At 60.4% G+C, this 22,534-nt stretch carries 18 protein-coding genes and 1 pseudogene; 11 read left to right on the top strand and 8 right to left on the bottom strand.

Going from position 1 to position 22,534, the window contains the following annotated elements; genetic code table 11:
• Window positions 1–275 (bottom strand): annotated as a pseudogene (locus L9059_RS26575) (2-hydroxyacid dehydrogenase); the annotation flags it as partial.
• A 27-nt stretch (window positions 276–302) separates the two neighbouring features.
• On the bottom strand, window positions 303–3,056 hold the full coding sequence (locus L9059_RS26570; RefSeq protein WP_247293864.1) for a response regulator: 2,754 nt from the start codon (window positions 3,054–3,056) through the stop codon (window positions 303–305).
• A gap of 215 nt (window positions 3,057–3,271) precedes the next feature.
• Here L9059_RS26570 and L9059_RS26565 point away from each other — a divergent pair, with 215 nt between their 5' ends.
• The 8 genes from L9059_RS26565 (at window position 3,272) to L9059_RS26530 (ending at window position 12,874) form a co-directional block, all read left to right on the top strand.
• The gene (locus L9059_RS26565; protein WP_247293863.1) at window positions 3,272–3,994 is read left to right on the top strand and encodes a response regulator transcription factor; all 723 of its coding nucleotides are present in this window, start codon (window positions 3,272–3,274) and stop codon (window positions 3,992–3,994) included.
• The gene (locus L9059_RS26560) at window positions 3,981–5,393 is read left to right on the top strand and encodes a sensor histidine kinase (RefSeq protein ID WP_247293862.1); all 1,413 of its coding nucleotides are present in this window, start codon (window positions 3,981–3,983) and stop codon (window positions 5,391–5,393) included. Before L9059_RS26565 ends, L9059_RS26560 begins: the two co-directional genes overlap by 14 nt.
• Before the next feature lie 130 nt (window positions 5,394–5,523).
• Complete coding sequence (gene cysM, locus L9059_RS26555) at window positions 5,524–6,426, top strand: cysteine synthase CysM (protein WP_247293861.1); 903 nt, start codon at window positions 5,524–5,526, stop codon at window positions 6,424–6,426.
• Window positions 6,426–7,826: a 23S rRNA (uracil(1939)-C(5))-methyltransferase RlmD gene (gene rlmD / locus L9059_RS26550; RefSeq protein ID WP_247293860.1), complete on the top strand. Its 1,401-nt coding sequence runs from the start codon at window positions 6,426–6,428 to the stop codon at window positions 7,824–7,826. The genes cysM and rlmD overlap by 1 nt, the downstream gene beginning before the upstream one ends.
• A 74-nt stretch (window positions 7,827–7,900) precedes the next feature.
• Window positions 7,901–10,144 carry a GTP diphosphokinase gene (gene relA / locus L9059_RS26545; protein WP_247293857.1) on the top strand — a complete coding sequence of 748 codons (2,244 nt, stop codon included), beginning with the start codon at window positions 7,901–7,903 and terminating at the stop codon, window positions 10,142–10,144.
• A 143-nt stretch (window positions 10,145–10,287) separates the two neighbouring features.
• Window positions 10,288–11,121: a nucleoside triphosphate pyrophosphohydrolase gene (gene mazG, locus L9059_RS26540; RefSeq protein WP_247293855.1), complete on the top strand. Its 834-nt coding sequence runs from the start codon at window positions 10,288–10,290 to the stop codon at window positions 11,119–11,121.
• A 28-nt stretch (window positions 11,122–11,149) separates the two neighbouring features.
• Window positions 11,150–11,692, top strand: coding sequence for a DUF2058 domain-containing protein (locus L9059_RS26535; protein ID WP_247293854.1), 543 nt, complete (start codon window positions 11,150–11,152; stop codon window positions 11,690–11,692).
• 231 nt (window positions 11,693–11,923) lie between these two features.
• The gene (locus tag L9059_RS26530; protein ID WP_247293852.1) at window positions 11,924–12,874 is read left to right on the top strand and encodes a hypothetical protein; all 951 of its coding nucleotides are present in this window, start codon (window positions 11,924–11,926) and stop codon (window positions 12,872–12,874) included.
• A 57-nt stretch (window positions 12,875–12,931) separates the two neighbouring features.
• On the opposite strand, the gene L9059_RS26525 is transcribed toward L9059_RS26530, so the two are convergent.
• The 6 genes from L9059_RS26525 to L9059_RS26500 all read right to left on the bottom strand — a co-directional run bounded on the left by L9059_RS26525 (window position 12,932) and on the right by L9059_RS26500 (window position 20,385).
• A complete protein-coding gene (locus tag L9059_RS26525) occupies window positions 12,932–13,129 on the bottom strand; it encodes a hypothetical protein (protein WP_247293851.1) in 198 nt (65 codons plus the stop codon).
• 304 nt (window positions 13,130–13,433) lie between these two features.
• Window positions 13,434–14,654 carry a beta-ketoacyl-ACP synthase I gene (fabB, locus tag L9059_RS26520; protein WP_247293850.1) on the bottom strand — a complete coding sequence of 407 codons (1,221 nt, stop codon included), beginning with the start codon at window positions 14,652–14,654 and terminating at the stop codon, window positions 13,434–13,436.
• Window positions 14,655–14,665: 11 nt separating this feature from the next.
• Window positions 14,666–15,181: a 3-hydroxyacyl-[acyl-carrier-protein] dehydratase FabA gene (gene fabA / locus L9059_RS26515; RefSeq protein WP_010211704.1), complete on the bottom strand. Its 516-nt coding sequence runs from the start codon at window positions 15,179–15,181 to the stop codon at window positions 14,666–14,668.
• 248 nt (window positions 15,182–15,429) lie between these two features.
• On the bottom strand, window positions 15,430–17,331 hold the full coding sequence (locus tag L9059_RS26510) for a response regulator (RefSeq protein ID WP_247293849.1): 1,902 nt from the start codon (window positions 17,329–17,331) through the stop codon (window positions 15,430–15,432).
• A complete protein-coding gene (locus L9059_RS26505) occupies window positions 17,328–18,260 on the bottom strand; it encodes an ABC transporter substrate-binding protein (protein WP_247293848.1) in 933 nt (310 codons plus the stop codon). Before L9059_RS26505 ends, L9059_RS26510 begins: the two co-directional genes overlap by 4 nt.
• Before the next feature lies 1 nt (window position 18,261).
• Window positions 18,262–20,385: a TonB-dependent receptor plug domain-containing protein gene (locus L9059_RS26500; protein WP_247293847.1), complete on the bottom strand. Its 2,124-nt coding sequence runs from the start codon at window positions 20,383–20,385 to the stop codon at window positions 18,262–18,264.
• Window positions 20,386–20,579: 194 nt separating this feature from the next.
• Between L9059_RS26500 and L9059_RS26495 the strand changes: the two genes are divergently transcribed.
• From L9059_RS26495 to sixA, 3 genes are read left to right on the top strand one after another with little or no spacing between them, the layout of a single operon-like run.
• On the top strand, window positions 20,580–21,605 hold the full coding sequence (locus tag L9059_RS26495; RefSeq protein ID WP_247293846.1) for an NAD(P)H-dependent glycerol-3-phosphate dehydrogenase: 1,026 nt from the start codon (window positions 20,580–20,582) through the stop codon (window positions 21,603–21,605).
• A gap of 43 nt (window positions 21,606–21,648) precedes the next feature.
• The gene (locus L9059_RS26490) at window positions 21,649–21,996 is read left to right on the top strand and encodes a DUF4389 domain-containing protein (RefSeq protein WP_247293845.1); all 348 of its coding nucleotides are present in this window, start codon (window positions 21,649–21,651) and stop codon (window positions 21,994–21,996) included.
• Window positions 21,993–22,445 (top strand): phosphohistidine phosphatase SixA, encoded by a 453-nt coding sequence (sixA, locus tag L9059_RS26485; RefSeq protein ID WP_247293844.1) that lies wholly within the window; start codon window positions 21,993–21,995, stop codon window positions 22,443–22,445. Before L9059_RS26490 ends, sixA begins: the two co-directional genes overlap by 4 nt.
• Window positions 22,446–22,534 lie beyond the last annotated feature (89 nt).

Genomic DNA, 22,534 nt, shown 5'->3' with positions numbered 1-22,534 from the left:
AGGCCCAGACGCTTGGCCGCGGCCAGGTCGACGTGGTTGTAGCCGGCCGAGCGCAGCGCGATCAGGCGCGTGCCTCCCGCAGCGAGGCGTTCGAGTACGGGGGCGCTGAGGTCATCATTGATGAAAGCGCAAACCACCTCGTGGTCTTCAGCCAGGGCCACTGTATCGATGCTCAGGCGCGCGGGTTGAAACTGCAGTTCGAGGTCGGCGGGGAGCTCGGCGGCGAGAAAACTGTCGCGGTCGTAGGTCTGGCTGCTGAATAAAAGGGTGCGCATCGGATCCTCCGGTTGATCAGCGTTCGGTCAGGCGTTGATGCGGGCCTGTGCCGCCAGGCGATTGATCGCCCGGTCGAGCTCCTCGAGGGCACTGTAGGCGCGCGGGTCTTGCTGCTTGAGCAGGGTTTCGCTGCGCTGGCAGGCGGCACGCAATTGCGGCACGCCACAGTAGCGGGTCGCGCCATGCAACCGGTGGACTCGCTCGATCAGCGCGTTGTGGTCGTCGATGTCCCGGGCAAAACGAATGGCTTCGCGGTCGGCTTCCAGGGACGCCAGCAGCATGGCCAGCATATCTGCCGCCAGGTCCGCCTTGCCGGCAGCCAGGCGCAGGCCTTCTTCGTGATCGAGCACCTGCAGTTCCGGCGCGCCAGCGTGCCGATCGCCAGAGCGTTCCGGACCTTGATTGCGCAGGGCCAGGCCACTCCACTTCAACACCACCTGGGCCAATTGCCGTTCGCTGATCGGCTTGGTCAGGTAGTCATCCATGCCGCTTTGCAGCAGCGCGCGTTTCTCGTTGGCCATGGCATGGGCGGTCAGTGCGACGATCGGCAATGGCGTGCAGTGCCGTTCACTCTCCCATTGACGAATCGCCTCGGTGCTCTGGCGCCCGTCCATCCCGGGCATTTGCACATCCATCAACACTAGGTCGAAGGTCTCGTTCTGCACCGCCTTGATCGCAGCAAAGCCGCTTTCCACGGCGAGCACTTTGGCACCCATGTCTTCGAGCAGGGTTTGGACCAACAGCAAATTGGCCGGGTTGTCGTCGACGCACAGCACTTTAGGTGCGCGGCTGGACAATGGCTCGCCCGGTTCGTTGCGAGTCTGGCGCGGGTTGACCAGGTCGGACAAGGCCCTGCGCAGCTTGCGGGTGCAGGCCGGTTTGGCCTGGAGCTGACTGTGGGGGTTGGGAACGGACAGGTGGAACAGTGTCTGTTCGGTCGTCGGGCACAGCACCAGCACTTTGCAGCCCAGGTGTTCGAGGTCCCAGATGTGCTGGTTGAGGCGTTCGGGCGGCATGTCTTTGCTGGTAATGCCCAGCACGGCCAGCTCGATCGCCTGCTCGGTCTGGTGCACCCCGGTCACGCCATTGGTCAGGCTTTCCAGAGTGTTGAATGGCGTCACCGCGAGGCCGCAGTCTTCGAGTTGGTGCTGCAGGGCCTGGCGCGCCAGTTCATGGTTCTCCAGTACTGCAACGCGGCGCCCCAGCAGCGGCGGGCTGGGCAGGTCCTCGGCGTCGTCGCGGGTCTTGGGCAGGCTCAGGCTGATCCAGAATTCCGAGCCTTCGCCCGGGGTGCTGTCGACGCCGATCTCGCCGCCCATCTGCTCAATCAGGCGCTTGGAAATCACCAGGCCCAGGCCGGTCCCGCCAGGTTGCCGCGACAGCGAGTTATCCGCCTGGCTGAAGGCCTGAAACAAGGCGCGCACATCCTGGCTCGACAGGCCGATTCCGGTGTCCTGAATACTGATGCGCAACTGCACGCTGTCTTCCTGCTCGTCTTCCAGCATGGCGCGAGCGACGATCGTACCTTCGCGGGTGAACTTGATCGCATTGCTCACCAGATTGGTGAGGATCTGCTTGAGTCGCAGCGGGTCGCCTACCAGCGACAACGGCGTGTCGCGGTAAACCAGGCTGACCAACTCCAGCTGTTTGGCGTGGGCGGCGGGGGCGAGGATGGTCAGGGTGTCTTGCAACAGATCGCGCAGGTTGAACGGAATATGGTCGAGCACCAGTTTGCCCGCCTCGATCTTCGAGAAGTCGAGAATCTCGTTGATGATGCCCAGCAGGCTGTCGGCAGACTTTTCGATGGTGCCCAGGTAGTCGAGTTGACGCGGGGTCAGTTCGCTTTTTTGCAGCAGGTGGGTGAAACCCAGGATGCCATTGAGCGGGGTGCGGATTTCATGGCTCATGTTGGCCAGGAACTCGGACTTGATCCGGCTCGCTTCCAGGGCTTCCTTGCGCGCCAGATCCAGCTCGATGTTCTGGATCTCGATGGTTTCCAGGTTCTGGCGCACGTCTTCGGTGGCCTGGTCGACGCTGTGCTGGAGTTCTTCCTGGGCGTTCTGCAGGGTCCCGGCCATGCGATTAATGCCCGACGCCAGTTCGTCCAGCTCCTGGCTGCCAAGGGGGGGCAAGCGGGTTTCCAGGTGCCCGTCCTTGAGTTGCGCGACGGCCTGCTTAATCTGGCCGATAGGACGGTTGATGGTGTGGCCCATGCGCAAGGCCAGCAGCGCCGCGCTGCCGAGGCCCGCGCTGATCAGCAGCAGGCTGGCGAACAGGCTGCGATAACCACGCAGTAGCATGCCATTGTGGGACAGCTCGAGTTCGACCCAGCCGAGCAGGCGATCAGCCTCTTCGGGGATCAGGTCGCCCGCCAGGTTTCGATGTTTTCCGAATACCGGCAGCAGGTAGCGCGTTGCGTCATTGCCGCTGCGTCGCAGCAGTTGCGAACCGTCGCCCAGGGGCGCCTGATTGAGCATGGTGGGGCCGGCGTGAGCCAGCGGCGTGCGGTCGGCGGCGAGAAAGGTGACCGCGCGAACGTCCTGCTGCTCCAGCGACTGGGTGGCGATGCGTTCAAGCAGTTCGTTGTTATGGTGACCCATGGCGGGGGCGACCAGTGGCGCCAGTTGTTCGGCGATCATTTCCCCGCGCTGCATCAGCTGAGTTTGCAGGTCGGACTGCTGCATCCAGGTAAAGTAGCCGCCCAGCAGCAGCGTCATCAGGCTGGTCGGCAGCAGTGTCAGCAGCAATACGCGGCCTTTTATTCCCAGTTTTTTGAGCACGCATTTCTCCTGCATCCAGCGATTTAATGACCTGCGCTTACGTCCGGTACGCGCCACCTGCGCAGTGTAGCGATTTGCTCGCGGCCAATCCCCGTAAAATTGTGCCGGTCATTCGTCGGCCCATTCAGCCTATTCAGGTCCGGAGCGAACCTTGGGTTGCCCTCGGCGAAGCGATCTTGAATAATCTATCAACTGAGAATTATTTGCAGATACTCATGACTCCCATCGCTAGCGAACATCCGCGCATCCTCTCCATTGAAGACGACCTCGTTCTCGGTGCCTATGTGCACGAACATCTTGGACGCAACGGCTTCCAGGTGACCTGGTGCCAAAATGGCCAGGAGGGACTGGACCTGGCGCGCGAGCAACGCTTCGACGTGGTGCTGATGGACATTCTGCTGCCGGGCCTGAATGGGCTCAAGGCGCTGACCCAGTTGCGCGAGAGCCATTCGACCCCGGTGCTGCTGATGTCGGCGCTCGGGGCAGAAGCTGATCGCATCAGCGGCTTTCGCCTGGGGGCTGATGATTACCTGCCCAAACCGTTCAGCATGGCGGAGTTGCGGGTGCGGATCGAAGCGATATTGCGACGGGTGGCACTCGACCGTCGGCCGGCCCCGGTTGCCACTGCGCCCCTGGGAGACTGCCTGCGCTTTGACGATGGCTGTTGTGATGTCTTCTCCCGGGATCGGGCAGCGGGCCTGACCCGCAGCGAGTACCGCCTGCTGGAAACCCTGAACCGCAACGGCGACGAGGTATTGAGCAAGGCCTTCCTTTATCAGCAAGTCCTGCAACGCGGCTACGCAGCCCATGACCGCAGCCTGGACATGCACATCAGCCAGATTCGCCGCAAGCTCAAGGCCATCGACTACCTGGAACGCGAAGTGCGTACGGTCTGGGGCAAAGGCTACGTATTGAGTGCCGCTGATGAAGTGTTCTGACCTGCCGGGGCGGCATTCGCTGTTCTGGAAGCTGGCCTTCCTGCTGGTAGCGTTCTGCCTGCTGATGATCTGGCTGAGCTGGTCTTGGGGCCGCTACATGGAAGAGCGCAATCAGTTTCTCTCCGATGAAGCCCGGGGCACCTTGTCGCGCTACGCCGCCGAGGCCGAGCGCGCCTGGCAGCAGGACCAGCAGTCCGGCGTCGACAGCTGGCTGCAGGGCATGCGCCAGCGTGAGGCGGGCTGGGTCGGCGTCATCAGTGGCGACCTGCAGTCATTGAGCAGCCAGGAGCTGACAGACAAGGAGGTCCAGCACCTGACCTTTCTGCGCGGCCTCGACTGGCCCATCCACAAGAAAGGCCTGCCGTGGCTGCGAGTGCCCTTTCCTGGCGACTCGTCCGCCGGCAGCCTGGTGATCGAGCTGCCCCAGCGTTTTGTGCCCGGGCAATATCGGCTGTTCTGGCGCATCATCACCAATGGCCTGATTCCCGGGCTCTTCACCCTGCTGCTGTGCGTCGGGCTGTATCGCCTGCTGGTCGTGCCGCTGAACAATCTGCGTGAACAGGCCAACGCCTGGCGGGCCGACCAACTGGGCGTGCGCCTGTCGAGCCGCACCACCAACCGCCAGGATGAACTGGGTGAGCTGGGTCGCGCGTTCGATCACATGTCCGAACGGTTGCAGGGCACCGTGGCCCTGCAACAACAGCTGCTGCGCGATCTGTCCCACGAATTGCGAACGCCGCTGAGCCGCCTGCGGGTAGCCAGCGACAGCGAGCAGGACCTGGCGCAATTGCGCGAGCGCATCGGTCGGGAAGTCGATGGCATGCAGCGGCTGGTCGAGGACACCCTGCAACTGGCCTGGCTCGACACCGAGCGCGGGCCGTTGCCCGGTGAAGCGATCCAGATTCAGGCGCTGTGGGAGATGCTGACGGAAAACGCCTGTTATGAGAGTGGCTGGCCGAGCGGGCAGTTGGTCTGCACCGTGGATGCCTCATGCTGGGTGCGCGGCAATCTCAACACCCTGGCCCAGGCGATGGAAAATGTCCTGCGCAATGCCATTCGCCATTCGCCCCAGGGCGGGGTAGTGACCCTGGGAGGCCGGCGTGACGGCAACTTCTGGCATCTGTGGCTGGAGGATGAGGGGGGCGGTGTGGCTGAAGCTGATCTGGAGCGGATCTTCTCGCCGTTCACCCGGCTCGACGGCTCGCGCCCGGGCGACGGTGGATTCGGCCTGGGCCTGAGCATTGCGCGCAATGCGGTGCAGCGCCAGGGTGGGAGTATCCGGGCGCAGAATACCGGGACTGGTTTGCGCCTGAATATGCGGTTGGTGGCTCATGGAGGCGGTGTCAGCGCAGCCGTCTTCGCGAGCAAGCCCGCTCCCACAGGGATTTGTGTCGTCTAGATGATTTGTGGAGGCGAACTGAATAGCGGCCTTATTCCCACAAGCCATAAGCACCGCACTTTGCGTGATATGGCCTTTGCGGGTTTGCCGGTATGATGGGCGCCCCCGCAGTCTGGATTGCGAATACGCCATGACATTGCAGTACCCAACTATCGCCGATTGCGTCGGCAACACCCCGCTGGTTCGTCTGCAGCGCCTGCCTGGCGCCACCAGCAATACCCTTTTGCTCAAGCTTGAAGGGAATAACCCGGCGGGTTCGGTCAAGGATCGTCCTGCGTTGTCGATGATCACCCGCGCAGAATTGCGCGGGCAGATTCAGTCCGGCGATACGCTAATTGAGGCGACTTCGGGTAACACCGGGATTGCGCTGGCGATGGCGGCTGCAATCAAGGGTTACAAGATGATCCTGATCATGCCGGACAACTCCAGTGCCGAACGCAAGGCCGCAATGACCGCCTATGGTGCCGAACTCATTCTGGTAACCCAGGAAGAAGGCATGGAAGGCGCGCGTGATCTCGCCCAGCGTATGGAAGCCGAAGGTCGTGGCAAGGTGCTGGACCAGTTCGCCAACGGTGACAATCCTGAAGCGCACTACACTACAACTGGCCCGGAAATCTGGCGCCAGACCCAAGGTACCATTACCCATTTCGTCAGCTCCATGGGTACGACCGGCACCATCATGGGCGTTTCGCGCTACTTGAAAGAGCAGAGCGAGAGTGTGCAGATCGTCGGCCTGCAACCCATGGAAGGCTCGGCCATTCCGGGCATCCGCCGCTGGCCGCAGGAATACCTGCCAAAAATCTACCAGGCCGATCGCGTGGACCGCATCGTCGACATGGCGCAAGCCGAAGCCGAGGACGTGACCCGTCGTCTGGCTCGTGAAGAAGGTGTCTTCTGCGGCGTGTCCTCAGGCGGTGCGGTGGCAGCGATGCTGCGCCTGTCCAAGGAGGTTGAAAATGCGGTGATCGTCGCGATCATCTGCGACCGTGGCGACCGTTACCTGTCGACCGGCATTTTCGACGCGGCCAACTGATGGCCAAGCACGAGAGAGGCCTGCGCTTCCAGCCGACTGGCGGCAGCAAGGCACCCCAGATCCCGACCGGCAAGAAACAGCGCCTGACCATCGAGCGCCTGGCGAATGACGGCCGCGGCATCGCTTTTTTCGAAGGTCGCACCTGGTTTGTTCTGGGTGCTTTGGCAGGTGAAGAAGTTGAAGCGAGAGTACTGGGTACTCACGCCAAGGTGGTGGAGGCGCGAACCGAGCGCGTGTTCCAGGCCAGTGAACTGCGCCGTCCGGCACCTTGCCCGCACTTCAGTCGCTGCGGTGGCTGCAGCTTGCAGCATCTGCCCCATGGCGAACAGCTTGCACTGAAACAGCGCATGCTCGCCGAGCAATTATCCAAGGTCGCCGGTGTCGAACCTCAGGAGTGGGCAGCGCCGTTGAGCGGTCCGGAATTCGGTTACCGCCGTCGCGCCCGAGTGGCGGTGCGTTGGGACATGAAAGCGAAGAAACTCGAAGTCGGTTTCCGTGCAGCCGGCAGTCAGGACATCGTTGCAATCAGCGAATGTCCGGTGCTGGTACAGCCCTTGCAGCCGATCATGACGCGTTTGCCGCAAATGCTGGGGCGCTTGAGCAAACCTCAGGCGCTGGGGCATGTGGAACTGTTCAGCGGGTCTTCCCTGGCGGTGTTGCTGCGGCACATGGCGCCATTGTCCGAGACTGACCTGACCATTCTGAAGGAATTCTGCGCTTTCCATGACGCCCAACTGTGGCTGCAGGGTGAAGGCGAACCGCAACCGGTCGATGCCGATCAGTCCCTGGGGTATCGGTTGGAGCGCTGGGATCTGGACCTGGCCTACCGGCCCGGCGATTTCGTCCAGGTCAATGCCGGCGTCAATGAGGCCATGGTCGCCCAGGCGCTGGATTGGCTGAACCCGCAGCCGGATGATCGGGTACTGGATCTGTTCTGTGGCTTGGGTAACTTTGCCCTGCCATTGGCCAAGGTCGTACGCGAAGTGGTGGCGGTGGAGGGCGTGCAGGCCATGGTCGAGCGTGCAGCCGCCAACGCAGCTTGTAATAATCTGCATAACACTCATTTTTTTCAGGCCGATTTATCCCAGCCTTTGACCGATGCCGAGTGGGCAGCCGAAGGCTTTTGTGCGGTACTCTTGGACCCACCGCGTGACGGTGCCTATGAGGTCGTGCGCAAGCTCAAGGCGCTGGGCGCCGAGCGATTGGTGTATGTGTCGTGCAACCCGGCAACCCTGGCGCGCGACACGGTCGAATTGATCAAGCAGGGCTACCGGTTAAAACGTGCCGGGATTCTCGATATGTTTCCTCAGACGGCACATGTCGAGGCCATGGCGTTATTTGAAGCGAGCCAGGACGGCTCGCCTGGTCCGACTGACCCGCCCGCACAGCGCTCGAATTAGCCCCACGAGCGCCTCCGGCAATAAAGGTCAGCGATTTGACGCATTGAATCTGCGTCGTAGGGAAGGTAAGCAAGATGGTACAGGTGAGAGCACACCAGCCGATCAACACCGACGGCAGTATCAATCTCGAGGCTTGGCTCGATCATGCGGTCAGTGTCGATCTGGCACTGGATCGCGAAGCCTTGAAGGAGGCGTGCGAGTTCGCCCGCACCTCTGAACAACAGGCCAATGCGGCAAAGAACCTGTGGTCCGAAGGGACTTCGAGTTTCCGCACCGGCCTTGAGATCGCCGAGATTCTCGCCGACCTCAAGCTCGATCAGGATTCGCTGGTGGCGGCGATCCTGTACCGCGGCGTGCGCGAAGGCCAGATCGAGCTGCCGGCGGTCAGCCAGCGCTTCGGTCCGGTGGTCGCCAAACTGATCGACGGCGTGCTGCGCATGGCGGCGATCAGCGCCAGCCTAAGCCCGCGTCAGTCCCTGGTGTTGGGCACTCAGGGCCAGGTTGAAAACCTGCGCAAAATGTTGGTGGCGATGGTTGACGACGTCCGTGTGGCGCTGATCAAGCTGGCCGAACGCACCTGCGCGATCCGTGCGGTGAAAACAGCCGACGACGAGAAGCGCAACCGGGTCGCCCGCGAGGTGTTCGACATCTACGCGCCGTTGGCTCACCGTCTGGGCATCGGCCATATCAAGTGGGAGCTGGAGGACTTGTCCTTCCGTTACCTGGAGCCGGATCAATACAAGCAGATCGCCAAGTTGCTGCACGAGCGCCGGCTGGATCGCGAGCGGTTCATTGCCGATGTGATGAGCCAACTGAAGGTCGAGCTGCAGGCGACGGGTGTCGATGCCGACATCAGCGGCCGGGCCAAACACATCTATTCGATCTGGCGCAAAATGCAGCGCAAAGGCCTGGAGTTCAGCCAGATCTACGACGTGCGTGCGGTTCGAGTGCTGGTGCCGGAAATGCGCGACTGCTACACCGCGCTGGGCATCGTCCACACCCTGTGGCGGCACATCCCGAAAGAGTTCGACGACTACATCGCCAACCCCAAGGAGAACGGCTACCGCTCGCTGCACACCGCAGTGATCGGTCCCGAGGGCAAGGTGCTGGAAGTGCAGATCCGCACTCATGCCATGCACGAGGAAGCCGAGCTGGGGGTTTGCGCCCACTGGCGCTACAAGGGCACCGACGTCAAGTCCGGCTCCAACCACTACGAAGAGAAAATCTCCTGGCTGCGTCAGGTGCTCGAATGGCATGAAGAGCTGGGTGACATTGGCGGGCTCGCGGAACAGCTGCGCGTCGATATCGAACCGGATCGGGTCTACATCTTTACCCCCGACGGTCACGCCATCGACTTGCCCAAGGGCGCGACGCCGCTGGACTTCGCATATCGGGTTCACACCGAGATCGGCCACAACTGCCGTGGTGCCAAGATCAACGGGCGCATCGTGCCGCTCAACTACAGCCTGCAGACCGGCGAACAGGTCGAGATCATCACCAGCAAGCACGGCACGCCGAGCCGCGACTGGCTGAACCCGAACCTGGGTTACGTGACCACCTCGCGGGCTCGGGCGAAAATCGTTCACTGGTTCAAATTGCAGGCCCGCGACCAGAACGTTGCGGCCGGCAAGACCTTGCTCGAGCGCGAACTCAATCGTCTCGGTCTGCCAGCGGTGGATTTCGACAAGCTGGCCGACAAGGCCAACATGAAAACCGCCGAGGACATGTACGCCGCCCTCGGTGCTGGCGATCTGCGCCTGGCGCAGTTGGTCAACCTGGCCCAGCAGTTGGTCGAGCCGGAGCGCGGCAATGAGCAACTGGAGCTGATTCCACGCAAAGCCACTGGTTACAAGCCAGGCAAGCGTGGCGACATCCAGATCCAGGGCGTCGGCAACCTCATGACCCAGATGGCCGGATGCTGCCAGCCGTTGCCGGGCGATGCCATTGTCGGTTACATCACCCAGGGCCGCGGTGTGAGCATTCACCGCCAGGATTGTGCCTCGGTGCTGCAACTGAGCGGGCGCGAGCCTGAGCGTATCATCCAGGTCAGCTGGGGCCCGGTGCCGGTGCTTACCTATCCGGTGGATATTATCATTCGTGCCTACGACCGTTCCGGTTTGCTGCGTGACGTGTCCCAGGTGCTGCTCAACGAGCGGATCAACGTGCTGGCGGTCAACACCCGCTCGAACAAGGAGGACAACACGGCGCTGATGTCCCTGACCATCGAGATTCCGGGGCTGGATGCATTGGGTCGGTTGCTGGGGCGGATTTCCCAGTTGCCGAACATCATCGAAACCCGGCGTAACCGTACGCCCTGACATGGGGACTTGACTCTTTACTGTGGGAGCGAGCTTGCTCGCGATGGACGTCAACGATAACGCGTGCTGTCTGGATGAACACGTCGCTCTCAGGTTCCTCGCGAGCAAGCTCGCTCCTACAAAGAGCGGATAGAGATTGATTGATGTATTCACTTGAAGATTTGCTGCACCTGATGAACCGTCTGCGTGACCCGCAATTTGGTTGCCCCTGGGACATCAGGCAAACCTATGCCAGCATCGTCCCGCACACCCTCGAAGAAGCCTACGAAGTGGCCGATGCCATCGAGCAGGGTGATTTTGATCACTTGCAGGGTGAGCTGGGAGATTTGCTGTTCCAGGTGGTTTACTACAGCCAGCTGGCACGGGAAGAAGGGCGCTTTGAATTCGCAGGCGTCATCGACAGCATCACCCGCAAGCTGATCCGCCGTCATCCCCACGTGTTTCCTACCGCAGATCTGTATGCGCCGCTGGATGTCCCGCGCTTGAGCGAGGAGCAGGTCAAGCAGCGCTGGGAAGAGATCAAGGCTGAAGAGCGAGCCGAGAAGTCCACGACGCCGCAGCAGCTGTCATTGCTCGATGACGTGCCCGCCGCGTTGCCGGCGCTGTCCCGTTCGGCAAAATTGCAGAAACGCGCAGCCCAGGTCGGTTTCGACTGGCCGGACGCATTACCGGTACTGGACAAGGTTCGCGAAGAACTGGATGAAGTGCTCCAGGCCATGGCCGACAACGATCCTTCTGCGGTAGCCGATGAGGTGGGTGACCTGCTGTTTTCCGTAGTCAATCTGGCGCGTCATCTCAAGGTCGATCCGGAAACCGCGCTGCGCGGTGCCAACGGCAAATTCGAACGACGCTTCCGATTTATCGAACAGGCATTGCGCGACACCCACCGTCCCATGGAAGATTGCACCCTCGAAGAGTTGGACGCCTTGTGGGGCGAAGCCAAACGCCAGGAAAAGAATTTGCCCAACTGCGGTTGAGCAGTTGCCTAAGTGAGTACTAAGCACCATGAGCATTTCCCTTCGCGACCAGTTGCTCAAAGCAGGGCTGGTCAACCAGAAGCAGGCCAAACAGGTCGGCAAAGAAAAGCAGAAGCAGCAACGCCTGGCCCATAAAGGCCAGATCGAACTGGACGACTCGCAGCAACGGGCGGCTCAGGAAGCCAAGGCCGAAAAGGTCAAGCGCGACCAGGAGCTGAATCGCCTGCAGCAGGAAAAAGCCGAAGCCAAGGCGCGTGCCGCCCAGGTCAAGCAACTGATCGAAGCCTCGCGCCTGCCGAAGTTGACGACCGAGGACTACTACAATTTCGTCGACGACAAGAAGGTCAAGCGGCTGTGCGTCAACACCCTGATGCGCAACAAACTCAGCAACGGCTCATTGGCCATCGTGCACCATGCCGGCGGCTACGAGGTGATTCCCCGTGAAGCGGCCCTGAAGATCCAGGAGCGCGATCCGCAGCGTATCGTGCAGATGAACGTGCAGACCGAAGAAGCGGCGGCTGAAGACGATCCGTACGCGGCCTATCAAATTCCTGATGATCTGATGTGGTAATTCAATAAGTTAAGTAACTGACGCTACACATGCGTTATTACATCAAGTCGAAAATGTAGTTGAGCTCGGGCAAGTGTATAAGTACGCTTTCTCGGGCTCTTCTTGTTTTGCGACTAATAAAATATTTCGATTGTGCCGAAGTCTTGTCTTTTTCAAGTGTGAATTGATTGAGTTGTTTTATTTTTCGTCAGAAGGAGATGAATAACATAATATAATTAGGTGAGGTATTTGATGTTGATAGCTATCGCTTCTTTGCAACAACCCACGTTCCATTCCGAATTTTCCTGGCCGCGTAAGCCCGGTCAGTCCATGACCGACTATGTGAGCCAGGAGCTCAGCCGGCGAATGCAGTTCGTCAGTGATCGCCTCGATACTGCCGCTCAGGCGGCTCAGGAGCTTTATCCAGACCGCACCTGCCTGTTCTTCACGCTGCCCGAGTTCTTCTGGAACCTGCCCTGGGACAGCGTACGCAATGAAGAAGAACTTCTGGAGTTCGGCTGGGCGTGCATGGACCGGATGCCTGAATGCATGGAGCTTTTGATGAGTTGGGCGCGTGTGGAAACACACGGGAAAATAATACTGCTGGCGGGCAGTTGTGCCACTTTGATAAAAGTCGGAGAGGGGCAGGGCGCGTACTTTGATGTGGTCAACTATTTGCTGTCAGTCAATAATTTCAACTTTCGCAATGATGGTCTTCCGGAGTTGTCGATGTGGCCTAAGCGCCACGTGTCGGGCATTGATTTTGGCGAACATGCCAGCAGTGAAGATGGGTATTGGTTTTTTAAGTTGTCTGAAGATTTGACTATCAAAGTCAAGACGCTCAGCTCTGTAGCAGCAGAGCAGAACGCTGCGGGCAGTTTTAATTCGGCCTTCTCAAATACTCTCATTCCGGGGGTCACGTTCAGCGTGAATCTGTGCCTGGATTACACCGTTGTGCAAGCAGGAGAGCGAGACCAGGAGTTGGAGGCCATCGGCTCGAAGATTGATTTCCTGATTGCCTGCGGCATGTCCTTCCAGGAAGGACCGATCTATCCGCAAAGCGTCCAGTTTGCCGCGAGGAACGACGGGATGGGGGAGGGCAGCTGCGAATTCGCGCGAGTAGAGGCCGGAGCAATCACCCAGGTGCTGCCTGCCGTGACCATTGAAGACACGCTGTACCTGATATCAGTCGAGCTGGACTGAACCCCGGGCCCATGGAGCCGCCTGCCGCAGTGCGGGGCTGGGGCAGGCGTGCTCGGATCAGGCCGGCTCAGCTATCAGGGTATTCGCATGCAATTCCAGTTTTTCCAGTTCGGCCTTGTAGCTCTGGGCGTCGGATTCGGAATGGAACATGCCTACCAACAAGTCCTGCTGGTGTACATCCCAGATCCGGATGCCGGCGGCGACACCTTCATGGGACATGTGTGAATCGTCGCGTTCAGTTACTTTCACAGTCATCTGCTTGCTCCAATTTCAGTTACCTGCACCAAGGCATGTGCAGGTCTCTGTTATATGTTTGGATAGCTGGCTAAGTAAACAGGCTGTTTGAGTAACGGTTTTTTGTAAAAATGGAGAAAGTCCTGCAGCCCTTTAAATCCGCGACATTCGGTCGCAGGGCGTTTGGTTTCATGACAAAAGCTTCATGTTCGAAGAAAGGTTTGGCTTCGCCAGCTCCTACCGGAGAATGGCGGCGCCGAAACCAAAAAAAACGCCCCGAACCAGTCGGGGCGTTTTTTGTGTGGTGCAGCAGAGGTGGGGCGTATTACTTGCCCGTCCAGCGCTTCAGTACCAGCGTGGCATTGGTGCCACCGAAACCGAAGCTGTTGCTCATCACGGTATTGATGGTGGCGTCTTCGCGAGTCTTGGTCAGGATTGGCATGTCTGCCACCTCCGGGTCCAGTTCGTCGATGTTGGCGGAGCCCGCCATGAAGTTACCTTCCATCATCAGCATGCAGTAGATCGCCTCGTGAACGCCGGCGGCGCCCAGGGAGTGACCCGACAGGCTCTTGGTAGAGCTGATGGCCGGAGCCTTGTCGCCGAACACTTCCCGCACACCTTTCATCTCCATGACGTCGCCGACCGGAGTCGAAGTGCCGTGGGTGTTCAGGTAGTCGATCGGGGCGTCAACGGTGGACATAGCCATCTGCATGCAGCGGATGGCGCCTTCGCCGCTTGGGGCGACCATGTCGTAGCCGTCGGAGGTCGCGCCGTAGCCGACGATTTCCGCGTAGATCTTCGCGCCGCGAGCCAGGGCGTGTTCGAGCTCTTCGACCACGACCATGCCGCCACCGCCGGCGATGACAAAACCGTCACGCTTGGCGTCGTAGGCGCGGGAAGCTTTTTCCGGGGTTTCGTTGTACTGGCTGGACAATGCGCCCATAGCGTCGAACAGGAACGACTGGCTCCAGTGCTCTTCTTCACCGCCGCCGGCGAACACGATGTCCTGCTTGCCCATCTGTATCTGTTCCATGGCGGTACCGATGCAGTGAGCACTGGTGGCGCAGGCAGAAGCGATGGAGTAGTTCAGGCCCTTGATCTTGAATGGGGTGGCCAGGCAAGCGGAAACGGTGCTGCTCATGGTCCGCGTTACACGGTATGGGCCGACGCGCTTCACGCCTTTCTCGCGCAGGATGTCCAGCGCTTCCATCTGGTTCAGGGTGGAGGCGCCACCGGAACCGGCGATCAGGCCGGTACGCGGGTTCGAGACTTGCTCATCGGTCAGACCGGAGTCGGCGATGGCGTCTTTCATGGCCAAGTAGGCGTAAGCCGCCGCGTGGCCAACGAAGCGATAGATCTTGCGATCGATCAGTTCTTCGAGGGGCAGGTCAATGGAGCCGGAAACCTGGCTACGCAGACCCATTTCGGCATATTCCGGGTTGAACCGGATGCCAGGGCGACTTGCACGCAGGTTAGCGGAGACGGTCTCTTTGTCATTGCCCAGGCACGAAACGATGCCCAGACCAGTGATAACGACGCGGCGCATGCGGATAACCCTTAGAAGTTGTCAGTGGAGGTAAATACGCCGACCCGGAGGCCTTCGGCGGTGTAGATCTCGCGGCCGTCGACGCTGACCGAACCATCTGCGATGGCCAGGTTCAGCTTGCCTTTGAGCACGCGCTTGATCTGAATGTTATACGTAACTTTCTTCGCGGTCGGCAGGACCTGACCAAAGAACTTCACTTCGCCCGAACCCAGGGCGCGACCGCGGCCTGGCAGGCCTTGCCAGCCAAGGAAGAAGCCGACCAGTTGCCACATGGCGTCAAGGCCCAGGCAGCCTGGCATCACCGGATCACCTTCAAAGTGACAGGCGAAGAACCACAGGTCCGGAGTGATATCCAGCTCGGCGACCAATTCACCTTTGCCGTACTTGCCACCCTCTTCGCTGATGTGGGTGATGCGATCAACCATCAGCATGTTGGGGGCGGGCAGTTGCGCGTTACCAGGGCCGAACAGCTCACCGCGACTGCAGCGCAGCAGGTCTTCCCGAGTAAAGGCGTTTTGTTTGGTCATGCGAGCTCCTCAATAATCCGATGCGGCAGGTGGGGCAAATCTTCCCGGCCGATCGAAGCGTTTAATGCCTCGAGTCAGCAGCCTACTCATAGACTATTGCGTTGTGGTGAAAGTCACAGCACCAAGGACATGAAAGTACACTTGTGCACTGAAATTATTTTTCAAGCCCCTTTTCGGGCCTGTTCGGGTGCCTAAGACTGCCGCACTTTCGCCTTTCACGCCAGTCACAGATGGTCAAAAGGCCTGCACTACTGCACCCAACGTTGCAGAATTTGCTGTAGGTCATTGCGTTTGAAGGGCTTGGCCAGGTAATCGTTCATTCCCGCCGTTAAACAGGCTTCACGATCGCCCTGCAAGGCGTTGGCGGTCAGGGCGATGATCGGCACGTCGCTGCAGCCGGGTAGTTTGCGGATTTCCCGGGTGGCCTCATAGCCGTCCATGACAGGCAGGCGGCAGTCCATCAGGATTGCCTCGAACACCAGGCTTTCGGCATTGCGTACCGCCTGCGCACCATCGACGGCGACGCTTACAGTAAAGCCCAGACTGCGCAACATTGCTTCGATGACGGTCTGATTGACCGGGTTGTCCTCCACCAGCAGCACGTTGCGTCCCATGCCGTCCCCACTGCCGGCGGGCATGCGCGGCGCGGCCACCGGCAGCGTCTGCTTGTACAGCGCCAGGGGAATCTCCAGGGTAAATACCGAGCCCAGGCCTTCTTCGCTCTTGGCGCGCAAGGTGCCGCCCATGCGTTCGGCTAGGGTGCGGGCAATCGGCAGGCCCAGTCCGGTGCCGCCATAGCGCCTGGAGATGGAGCTGTCGGCCTGTTGAAACGCGTTGAACATCAGCTCCAGGCTTTCGGCCGAAATGCCGATACCGCTGTCGCGCACGGTGCAGGTGAACCACAGCAGCTCATGATCCAGCGATTGCCACTGCGGTTCGACGCTGACTCGACCGTGCTCGGTAAATTTCAGCGCATTGCCCACCAGGTTCACCAGGATCTGCCGGATGCGCGTCGGGTCGCCTTGAACCTGCAGCGACTTCATGTCTTCGGGGATCAGCAGCGACAACTCGAGCCCGCGCTGCACTGCGCTGTGCTGGAAGGCCTGGGCGCAACTGTTGATCAGGTCGACGAGATTGAACGGGATGTGCTCAAGCTCCAGCGCGGAACGCTCGATTCGCGAGAAGTCGAGGATGTCATTGATCACCTTGAGGAGGTGTTCAGTGGACTCCGAGGCGAGCGCGGCATACTCGACTTGTTCTTCGGTCATCTCGGTGGTCTCAAGCAACTGCAGCATGCCCAGCACGCCATTCATCGGGGTGCGCAATTCGTGGCTCATCATCGCCAGGAAATCGGATTTGGCGTTGTTGGCCTTTTCCGCCTCTTCGCGGGTCTGGATCAATTGCGCCATCGCCTGGTGCTGTTCGCGGCTGGCCTGTTCGAGGCCGCTTGCGAGGTTGTTGATGTGTTGGGACAGCGCGCCCAGCTCGGTATCATCGACAATCGGCAGGGGCGTCTTGTAGTCGCCGTCCTGGATGGCCTTGACCGCGTTGCCAATGTCGCGAATCGGTTGTGACAGGCTGCCCGCCAGGCGCCGGGCGATCAGAAACGTAAACAACAGTGCAAACAAAGCCAGGATCGCGGCCTTGAGCAGGATCTCCTGCTGGCGCTGGTTGAACGCGTCATTCGACAGGCCGACGATTACTCGTCCCAGGTAATCCTCGGTGGGGGCAAACTTGGCGACCCGGCTGTTCTGGAAAAAATCATTGTTGAGCGCGATCCGTTGCAGGCGTACGGGGGCCTGGAACACTTCGACTTGTTGTGAGCGGTTGTGGTTTTCCGAAGGTTGCTCGACATATACCAGAATGCGGTTGGCGCTGTCCTGGACTTCGAGGAAACGCACATTGGGCGTGGCCAAGGTGGCCTTGAGCAAGCCTTCGAGCACCTCATTGTTGCCGGAGATGACGCCATATTCAGCGGCCGGCGCCAGTTGGTTGGCTATCAGCTGGCCGGTGTGATTGAGCTCTTGGCGCAAGTCCTGGATGCGCACGAAGGTAAAGAAGCTGATTAACAGCAGCGTCAGCAACAGGGCAGGGCCGAGGCTGATCATTTGCGTGCGGGTGTTGATGTCCCAACGGCGATGGAAGGTCACGGGCGGCTTACTCCTTCGGCCAACTGTTTTGCGACAGATGCTTCGTCGATCTGTTCAATACCTAATGAACGAGCAACCTGCGGGTTATTCAGGACTTTGAACCGATAGGGATAGTGCGCACGCGGCCAAGTGGTTGGCGAGCGGTCGAGCAACCGGTCGAGAACGGCCAGCCAATCGTTCTGGTCGCTATAAGTGCTGGCAAGGCTGCCGGCCTTGACGAACGCGGCGTTGGGGCCGACCAGCGCCAGTTGCCGTGCGTAGCTGCTAAGCAGCAGGTTTTTTGCGGTCTTGGGGTTGTACAGGTCCGGATCGTCGAGGCCCAGCAATACGTCGCTATTTTTCAACAGGCTTTGCAGGGGGCGGCTGTCGTTGGTGTCATCCCAATGCTTGGCGATGATTTCCATGCGTAGAGGGGCAGCGGCCTGGCGCAGTTCCTTGATGAGGAATTCGCTGTGGCGATCGTACAACACGCCGATCCGTTTCGCTTGGGGTAACAAGATGTGGATCAGGCGCAATTGGCGTTCAAGTGGAGGATCGCTCCACAGCAGGCTCAGGCGCGGGGGCAGGGCGGAGCCCAGGCGCTGTCGGGCTTGCAGGCGGCTGATGCGCAGCACCAGTGTTGGTGGGCCTTGGGCATCCTGCAGGCGCCAGTCGAGGCTCGGCGGGTCGAGCAGGATCAGCCGAGTGTCGCCTGGCAGTTTTCCCGGAGCAGGTAGATTGGCCAGGGGCTCAAAACGGACCCGGTCGCGCGGGCGCCGCTCGCTCAGGGCCGCAGCAAAGGAGCGCATGCGGGGGCTGTCGTCGGCGCCGGTGAGCAGAATGTCGGCGGCGTTTGCCGTCATCAGGTTCAGCATGCCGACAGCCGCCAGGTACACGCTGGCTAACAGGCGGCCAATGGTCGGCGTCTTCCCTGACAAACGGGCTGGCATTCTAAAACTCCAGCTGCGCACTGAAGTACATCACCTGGCGCTGGTCGTACTGATTGTCGATGAAGGTGGTGGGTTGATTGTCCAGGCGCTGCTGCAGCACGCCGGCCAGCTCCAGACTGGCCTTGCCCAAATGGATGCGCTTGGCGATACGTGTGTCGACGCGTTCGAAGCGATAGCCGTTGAGCGCATCCTCGCCGTAGTAGAACAGGGCGCTGTTCCAGCCATACCCCCATTCCCGCAGCCAGCCGGCGGAACCACTGTTGCGCGCAGTTTGCATTTCATCTTCCGGATTGCTCGCGTGAGCATCGACGTAGGCATAGGTCAAGCGCAGGCGGTCGGCGCGGTTGATGCTCCAGTCCAGCTGGGTTTCGGCCCCGGTAAAGCGCGCCTTGTTGGCGTTACTGGCAATGTACTGATTGTTGCGCAGGGGTTCGCTGATCATCCCGGTGATTTCGTCGTTGAACACTTTCACGTCCACCGCCAGCCCCAGCTCGATGAAGTAGCCGTTGTAGCCGAGCTCCCGGGAGCGCATGTGTTCCTGCTTGAGGTCACCGGGGCCTCGGGTCCTGACGAAATAACGCGCACTGGATTGTCCGTATGCGCTGGGGAGCAGTTTGGTTACCCGGTAGCTCCAGTCGACGTTGTTCTCGAACATGTCCGGCGAGCGGATGGCTTCGGAGTAAACGGCTCGCAGGCCATGGCGCGGGTTGATCAGGTAATTGACGGCCAACCGCGGGGTCAGGGAGCTGCCGATCAACTGGGTGTCTTCGAACATGGCTCCGCCCTGCAGCAACCAGTGGTCTGTGGCGCGCCACTCAAGCTGACCGAACGCTCGCCAGGTGGTGTCGTCAAGGGTGCCATTAAAGTAGGTTTCGGAATCTGCCCGGTCGTAACGATAGTTCAGGCCGCTGACCAGGCGCAGGCGGTCGGACAGGCTCAGGGTGTCCTGCAACTCCAGGTCGAAGCGCGATTCCCGGGTGCTCTGGTCGATGTCGCCGCACAGGGTCTGGCGGGCGCCGTTGTTCCATTGCCCCAGCACCTGATTGGCCAGCTCCTGTTCTGCAGTCGGGCCCGGTGGCGCGCCGCTTGCGGTAAAGTGTCCGATATTGCGCGCCAGCCTTTCGGTGTAGTTAGGGTTGAGCTGCCACAAGCGGGTCAGTTGCGGGCTGAACGACACTTCGGCATCGCAGGCGCGCCATGTCTGCTGGCGGTCCCAGTGCTGGGCCGTACCCTGGATATATAGACTGTGATCAGGATCGATGTCGAGGTTCCAGCGCAGGGAGCCGGCGTAGGTCTTGGCAACTACGTCGGAATTGTTCCCAGCATCGGTAGTTCCCGAGAACACTGGCCTGTAGGTGTACGGGCGTTGGTTGCTGCCGTCCTTGGCGTTGAGCTGCCAGTCAATGCTCTGTCGTTCATCGAGTGCCTGGCTGACGGCGAGGTTGATGCGGTTGAGGCGACGGCTGTCGCGGTAGTCGGCGCCGTTGCGGTCGGAGTCAAAGCCATCGTCCTGCAAGCCGGATAGCGACAGGCGCAGATCGCCGTCGTCCCAGCCCATGCCCTGGCTGGCGTAATAGTCATTGATACCACGCTGGCCCCGGACAATTTTCATCCGGCTGCCATGGCTGTCGGCCGGACGACGGGTAATGATGTTGACCACCGCCATCAAGGCATTGGCGCCGTAGCTGACCGTATTCGGCCCGCGGAAGACCTCGATGCGCTCGATGTCGTCCAGGGGTACCGGAATATCGCTCCAGTCCACCGTGGACAAGCCTGCCCGGTAGACAGAGCGCCCATCGATCAGCACCTGCATGCGCCGTGCTTCGCTGGCACTGGTGCCGTGATAGTTCACCGCCGGCTGGTTACCGCTGATGTTGCCGACCATCATCCCCGGTACCAGGCGCAGCAGTTCGCTGATGTCCCGGGCGCCGCTGGCCGTGATCAGTTGGCTGTCGATCACCGTCATGCTGCCCGGTACCGCCGCTGGCGATTGCTTCAGTCGAGTCGCCGTCAGGACTTGGGGCAATGGTTCGCTGTCGAGGAACAGGTCGTCTGCCAGCAATGGCGAGCTGAAGATCAGCGCCATAACCAGCGGCGAGCGCGATGACGTGGAGCCAAATGACACAACACATCCTTGATCGTGGTGAATGGGCGCGCATGTTAACCGAGCCGGTCGACTTTTCCATGCACGATGCCGGCATTTCCCCGATTTGTCGCGGGCGTTCCGGTTCGGGACGCTATTTAACGTGAGGGCTGGCCGCGACCGGGACGCTCCGTATAATGCCGGCATCGCCACTGGTATGGATTAACGGATTGCATATGACTGAACAGCGCCCAATCGCGGTCCTGGGAGGCGGAAGTTTTGGTACCGCCGTGGCCAATCTCCTGGCTGAAAACGGGCATCAGGTCCGACAGTGGATGCGAGATCCGGAGCAGGCCGAGGCCATCCGGGTCAATCGTGAAAACCCGCGTTACCTCAAGGGCATCAAGATACTGCCGGCAGTGGAGCCGGTCACCGACTTGCAGGCCACGCTGGATGCCTGTGACCTGTGCTTCGTAGCGCTGCCTTCCAGCGCGTTGCGCTCGGTGCTGGTGCCGTATGCCGAACGCTTGAGCGGCAAGCTACTGGTAAGCCTGACCAAAGGCATCGAAGCCCACACCTTCAAATTGATGAGCGAGATCCTTGAGGAAATCGCCCCGCAAGCACGCATTGGCGTGCTCTCCGGACCGAATCTGGCCCGTGAGATCGCCGAGCACGCGCTCACCGCCACGGTGGTAGCCAGTGAAGATGAGGAGCTATGCCAGCGCGTACAGGCGGCCTTGCATGGCCGCACGTTCCGCGTTTACGCCAGTGCTGACCGCTACGGCGTGGAGTTGGGCGGGGCGTTGAAAAACGTCTACGCAATCATCGCCGGTATGGCGGTAGCGCTGGGCATGGGCGAAAACACCAAGAGCATGTTGATCACCCGCGCGCTGGCGGAAATGACTCGTTTTGCAGTGAATCAGGGTGCCAATCCGATGACATTCCTGGGGTTGGCGGGCGTTGGCGACCTGATCGTCACCTGTTCCTCGCCAAAAAGCCGAAATTACCAGGTGGGTTTTGCCCTCGGTCAAGGTTTGAGCCTGGAAGACGCGGTCACGCGCCTGGGTGAGGTTGCCGAAGGCGTGAACACGCTGAAGGTGCTCAAGGCCAAGGCACAGGAGGTAGGCGTGTATATGCCATTGGTCGCCGGACTGCACGCGATCCTGTTTGAAGGGCGCACGCTTGAGCAAGTGATCGGGCTGTTGATGCGCGGCGAACCGAAAACCGACGTCGACTTCATTTCTACCAGTGGTTTCAACTGAATTTATCTACACAAGTCCAATCTACTGAGTCAGGGAGCGAGAAATGAACGAACCGAAAGAACAAGCCAAGTACGAGTCCATCCTGCTTCGCGTGCTGTGGATGATCGTTTACGTGCTGGTCTGGCAAGTGGCGCAATTCATCCTGGGCGCCGTGGTGCTGGTTCAGTTGATCTATCGTTTGATCTACGGTGCACCGAGCGCCAGCCTGATGAACTTCGGCGACAGCCTGAGCCAGTTTCTGGCGCAGGTCGGCCGTTTTGGCAGCTTTCACAGTGACCAGAAACCCTGGCCGTTCGCCGACTGGCCGACGCCGCGCACACCTGAAGGTGAAGCGCCGCACACAGTGCCGCCTGCCCCGCATCCCGCCCGAGATGAGGAACCGAAACTATGAAACTTTGGGTATTGCGTCATGGTGAAGCCGAACCTCACGGCACGCGTCCTGATTCCGAGCGGGAATTGACGGCGAATGGCCGCGTCGAAGTTTTGCGCAGCGCGGCCGAGCTGGTCGGCCAGCCGTTGACGGCGATCTACGCCAGTCCCTTCAAGCGTGCGCAGGAGACGGCGATATTGGTACGCGAAGCCCTGGGCTTCCTGCCGCAGATACGCACTGTCGAATGGCTCACGCCCGACTGCCGTCCGCAAGCAGTGGCGGAGCAGTTGGTGTCTGTCGAATGCGTGCTGCTGGTCAGCCATAACCCCCTGGTGGGCAATCTGCTCGGGTATTTGCAGCATGGTCATGTGCAGGCCCCGGAAGCGGTGCGCACAGCCGGCCTGGCCGAGCTGGAGGGCGATGGGCCGCTCGCGGGGGCTATGACGCTGAACAGCATCAAGCATCCTTGACGCTTTTTAGGTGACCCTGCAAAAAGTCAACCAAGCAACCGCTTGGTTGACTACGCTTGCTCCAGACCCAAAAAACAGGAGCGAGTCGC

Source organism: Pseudomonas violetae (assembly GCF_023072615.1).
Taxonomy (GTDB): Bacteria; Pseudomonadota; Gammaproteobacteria; order Pseudomonadales; family Pseudomonadaceae; genus Aquipseudomonas; species Aquipseudomonas violetae.
Note: the sequence above shows the minus strand (reverse complement) of the source record. Positions and strands in the feature narration are given on the sequence as shown.

Excerpts from the sequence above, each read along its gene's own strand:
- L9059_RS26530 (WP_247293852.1), top strand. The coding sequence starts at position 11,924 with ATGTTGATAGCTATCGCTTCTTTGCAACAACCCACGTTCCATTCCGAA.
- fabA (WP_010211704.1), bottom strand. The coding sequence starts at position 15,181 with ATGACCAAACAAAACGCCTTTACTCGGGAAGACCTGCTGCGCTGCAGT.
- fabB (WP_247293850.1), bottom strand. The coding sequence starts at position 14,654 with ATGCGCCGCGTCGTTATCACTGGTCTGGGCATCGTTTCGTGCCTGGGC.
- L9059_RS26535 (WP_247293854.1), top strand. The coding sequence starts at position 11,150 with ATGAGCATTTCCCTTCGCGACCAGTTGCTCAAAGCAGGGCTGGTCAAC.
- relA (WP_247293857.1), top strand. The coding sequence starts at position 7,901 with ATGGTACAGGTGAGAGCACACCAGCCGATCAACACCGACGGCAGTATC.
- cysM (WP_247293861.1), top strand. The coding sequence starts at position 5,524 with ATGACATTGCAGTACCCAACTATCGCCGATTGCGTCGGCAACACCCCG.
- L9059_RS26490 (WP_247293845.1), top strand. The coding sequence starts at position 21,649 with ATGAACGAACCGAAAGAACAAGCCAAGTACGAGTCCATCCTGCTTCGC.
- L9059_RS26495 (WP_247293846.1), top strand. The coding sequence starts at position 20,580 with ATGACTGAACAGCGCCCAATCGCGGTCCTGGGAGGCGGAAGTTTTGGT.
- rlmD (WP_247293860.1), top strand. The coding sequence starts at position 6,426 with ATGGCCAAGCACGAGAGAGGCCTGCGCTTCCAGCCGACTGGCGGCAGC.
- L9059_RS26505 (WP_247293848.1), bottom strand. The coding sequence starts at position 18,260 with ATGCCAGCCCGTTTGTCAGGGAAGACGCCGACCATTGGCCGCCTGTTA.
- L9059_RS26525 (WP_247293851.1), bottom strand. The coding sequence starts at position 13,129 with ATGACTGTGAAAGTAACTGAACGCGACGATTCACACATGTCCCATGAA.
- L9059_RS26565 (WP_247293863.1), top strand. The coding sequence starts at position 3,272 with ATGACTCCCATCGCTAGCGAACATCCGCGCATCCTCTCCATTGAAGAC.
- mazG (WP_247293855.1), top strand. The coding sequence starts at position 10,288 with ATGTATTCACTTGAAGATTTGCTGCACCTGATGAACCGTCTGCGTGAC.
- L9059_RS26560 (WP_247293862.1), top strand. The coding sequence starts at position 3,981 with ATGAAGTGTTCTGACCTGCCGGGGCGGCATTCGCTGTTCTGGAAGCTG.
- sixA (WP_247293844.1), top strand. The coding sequence starts at position 21,993 with ATGAAACTTTGGGTATTGCGTCATGGTGAAGCCGAACCTCACGGCACG.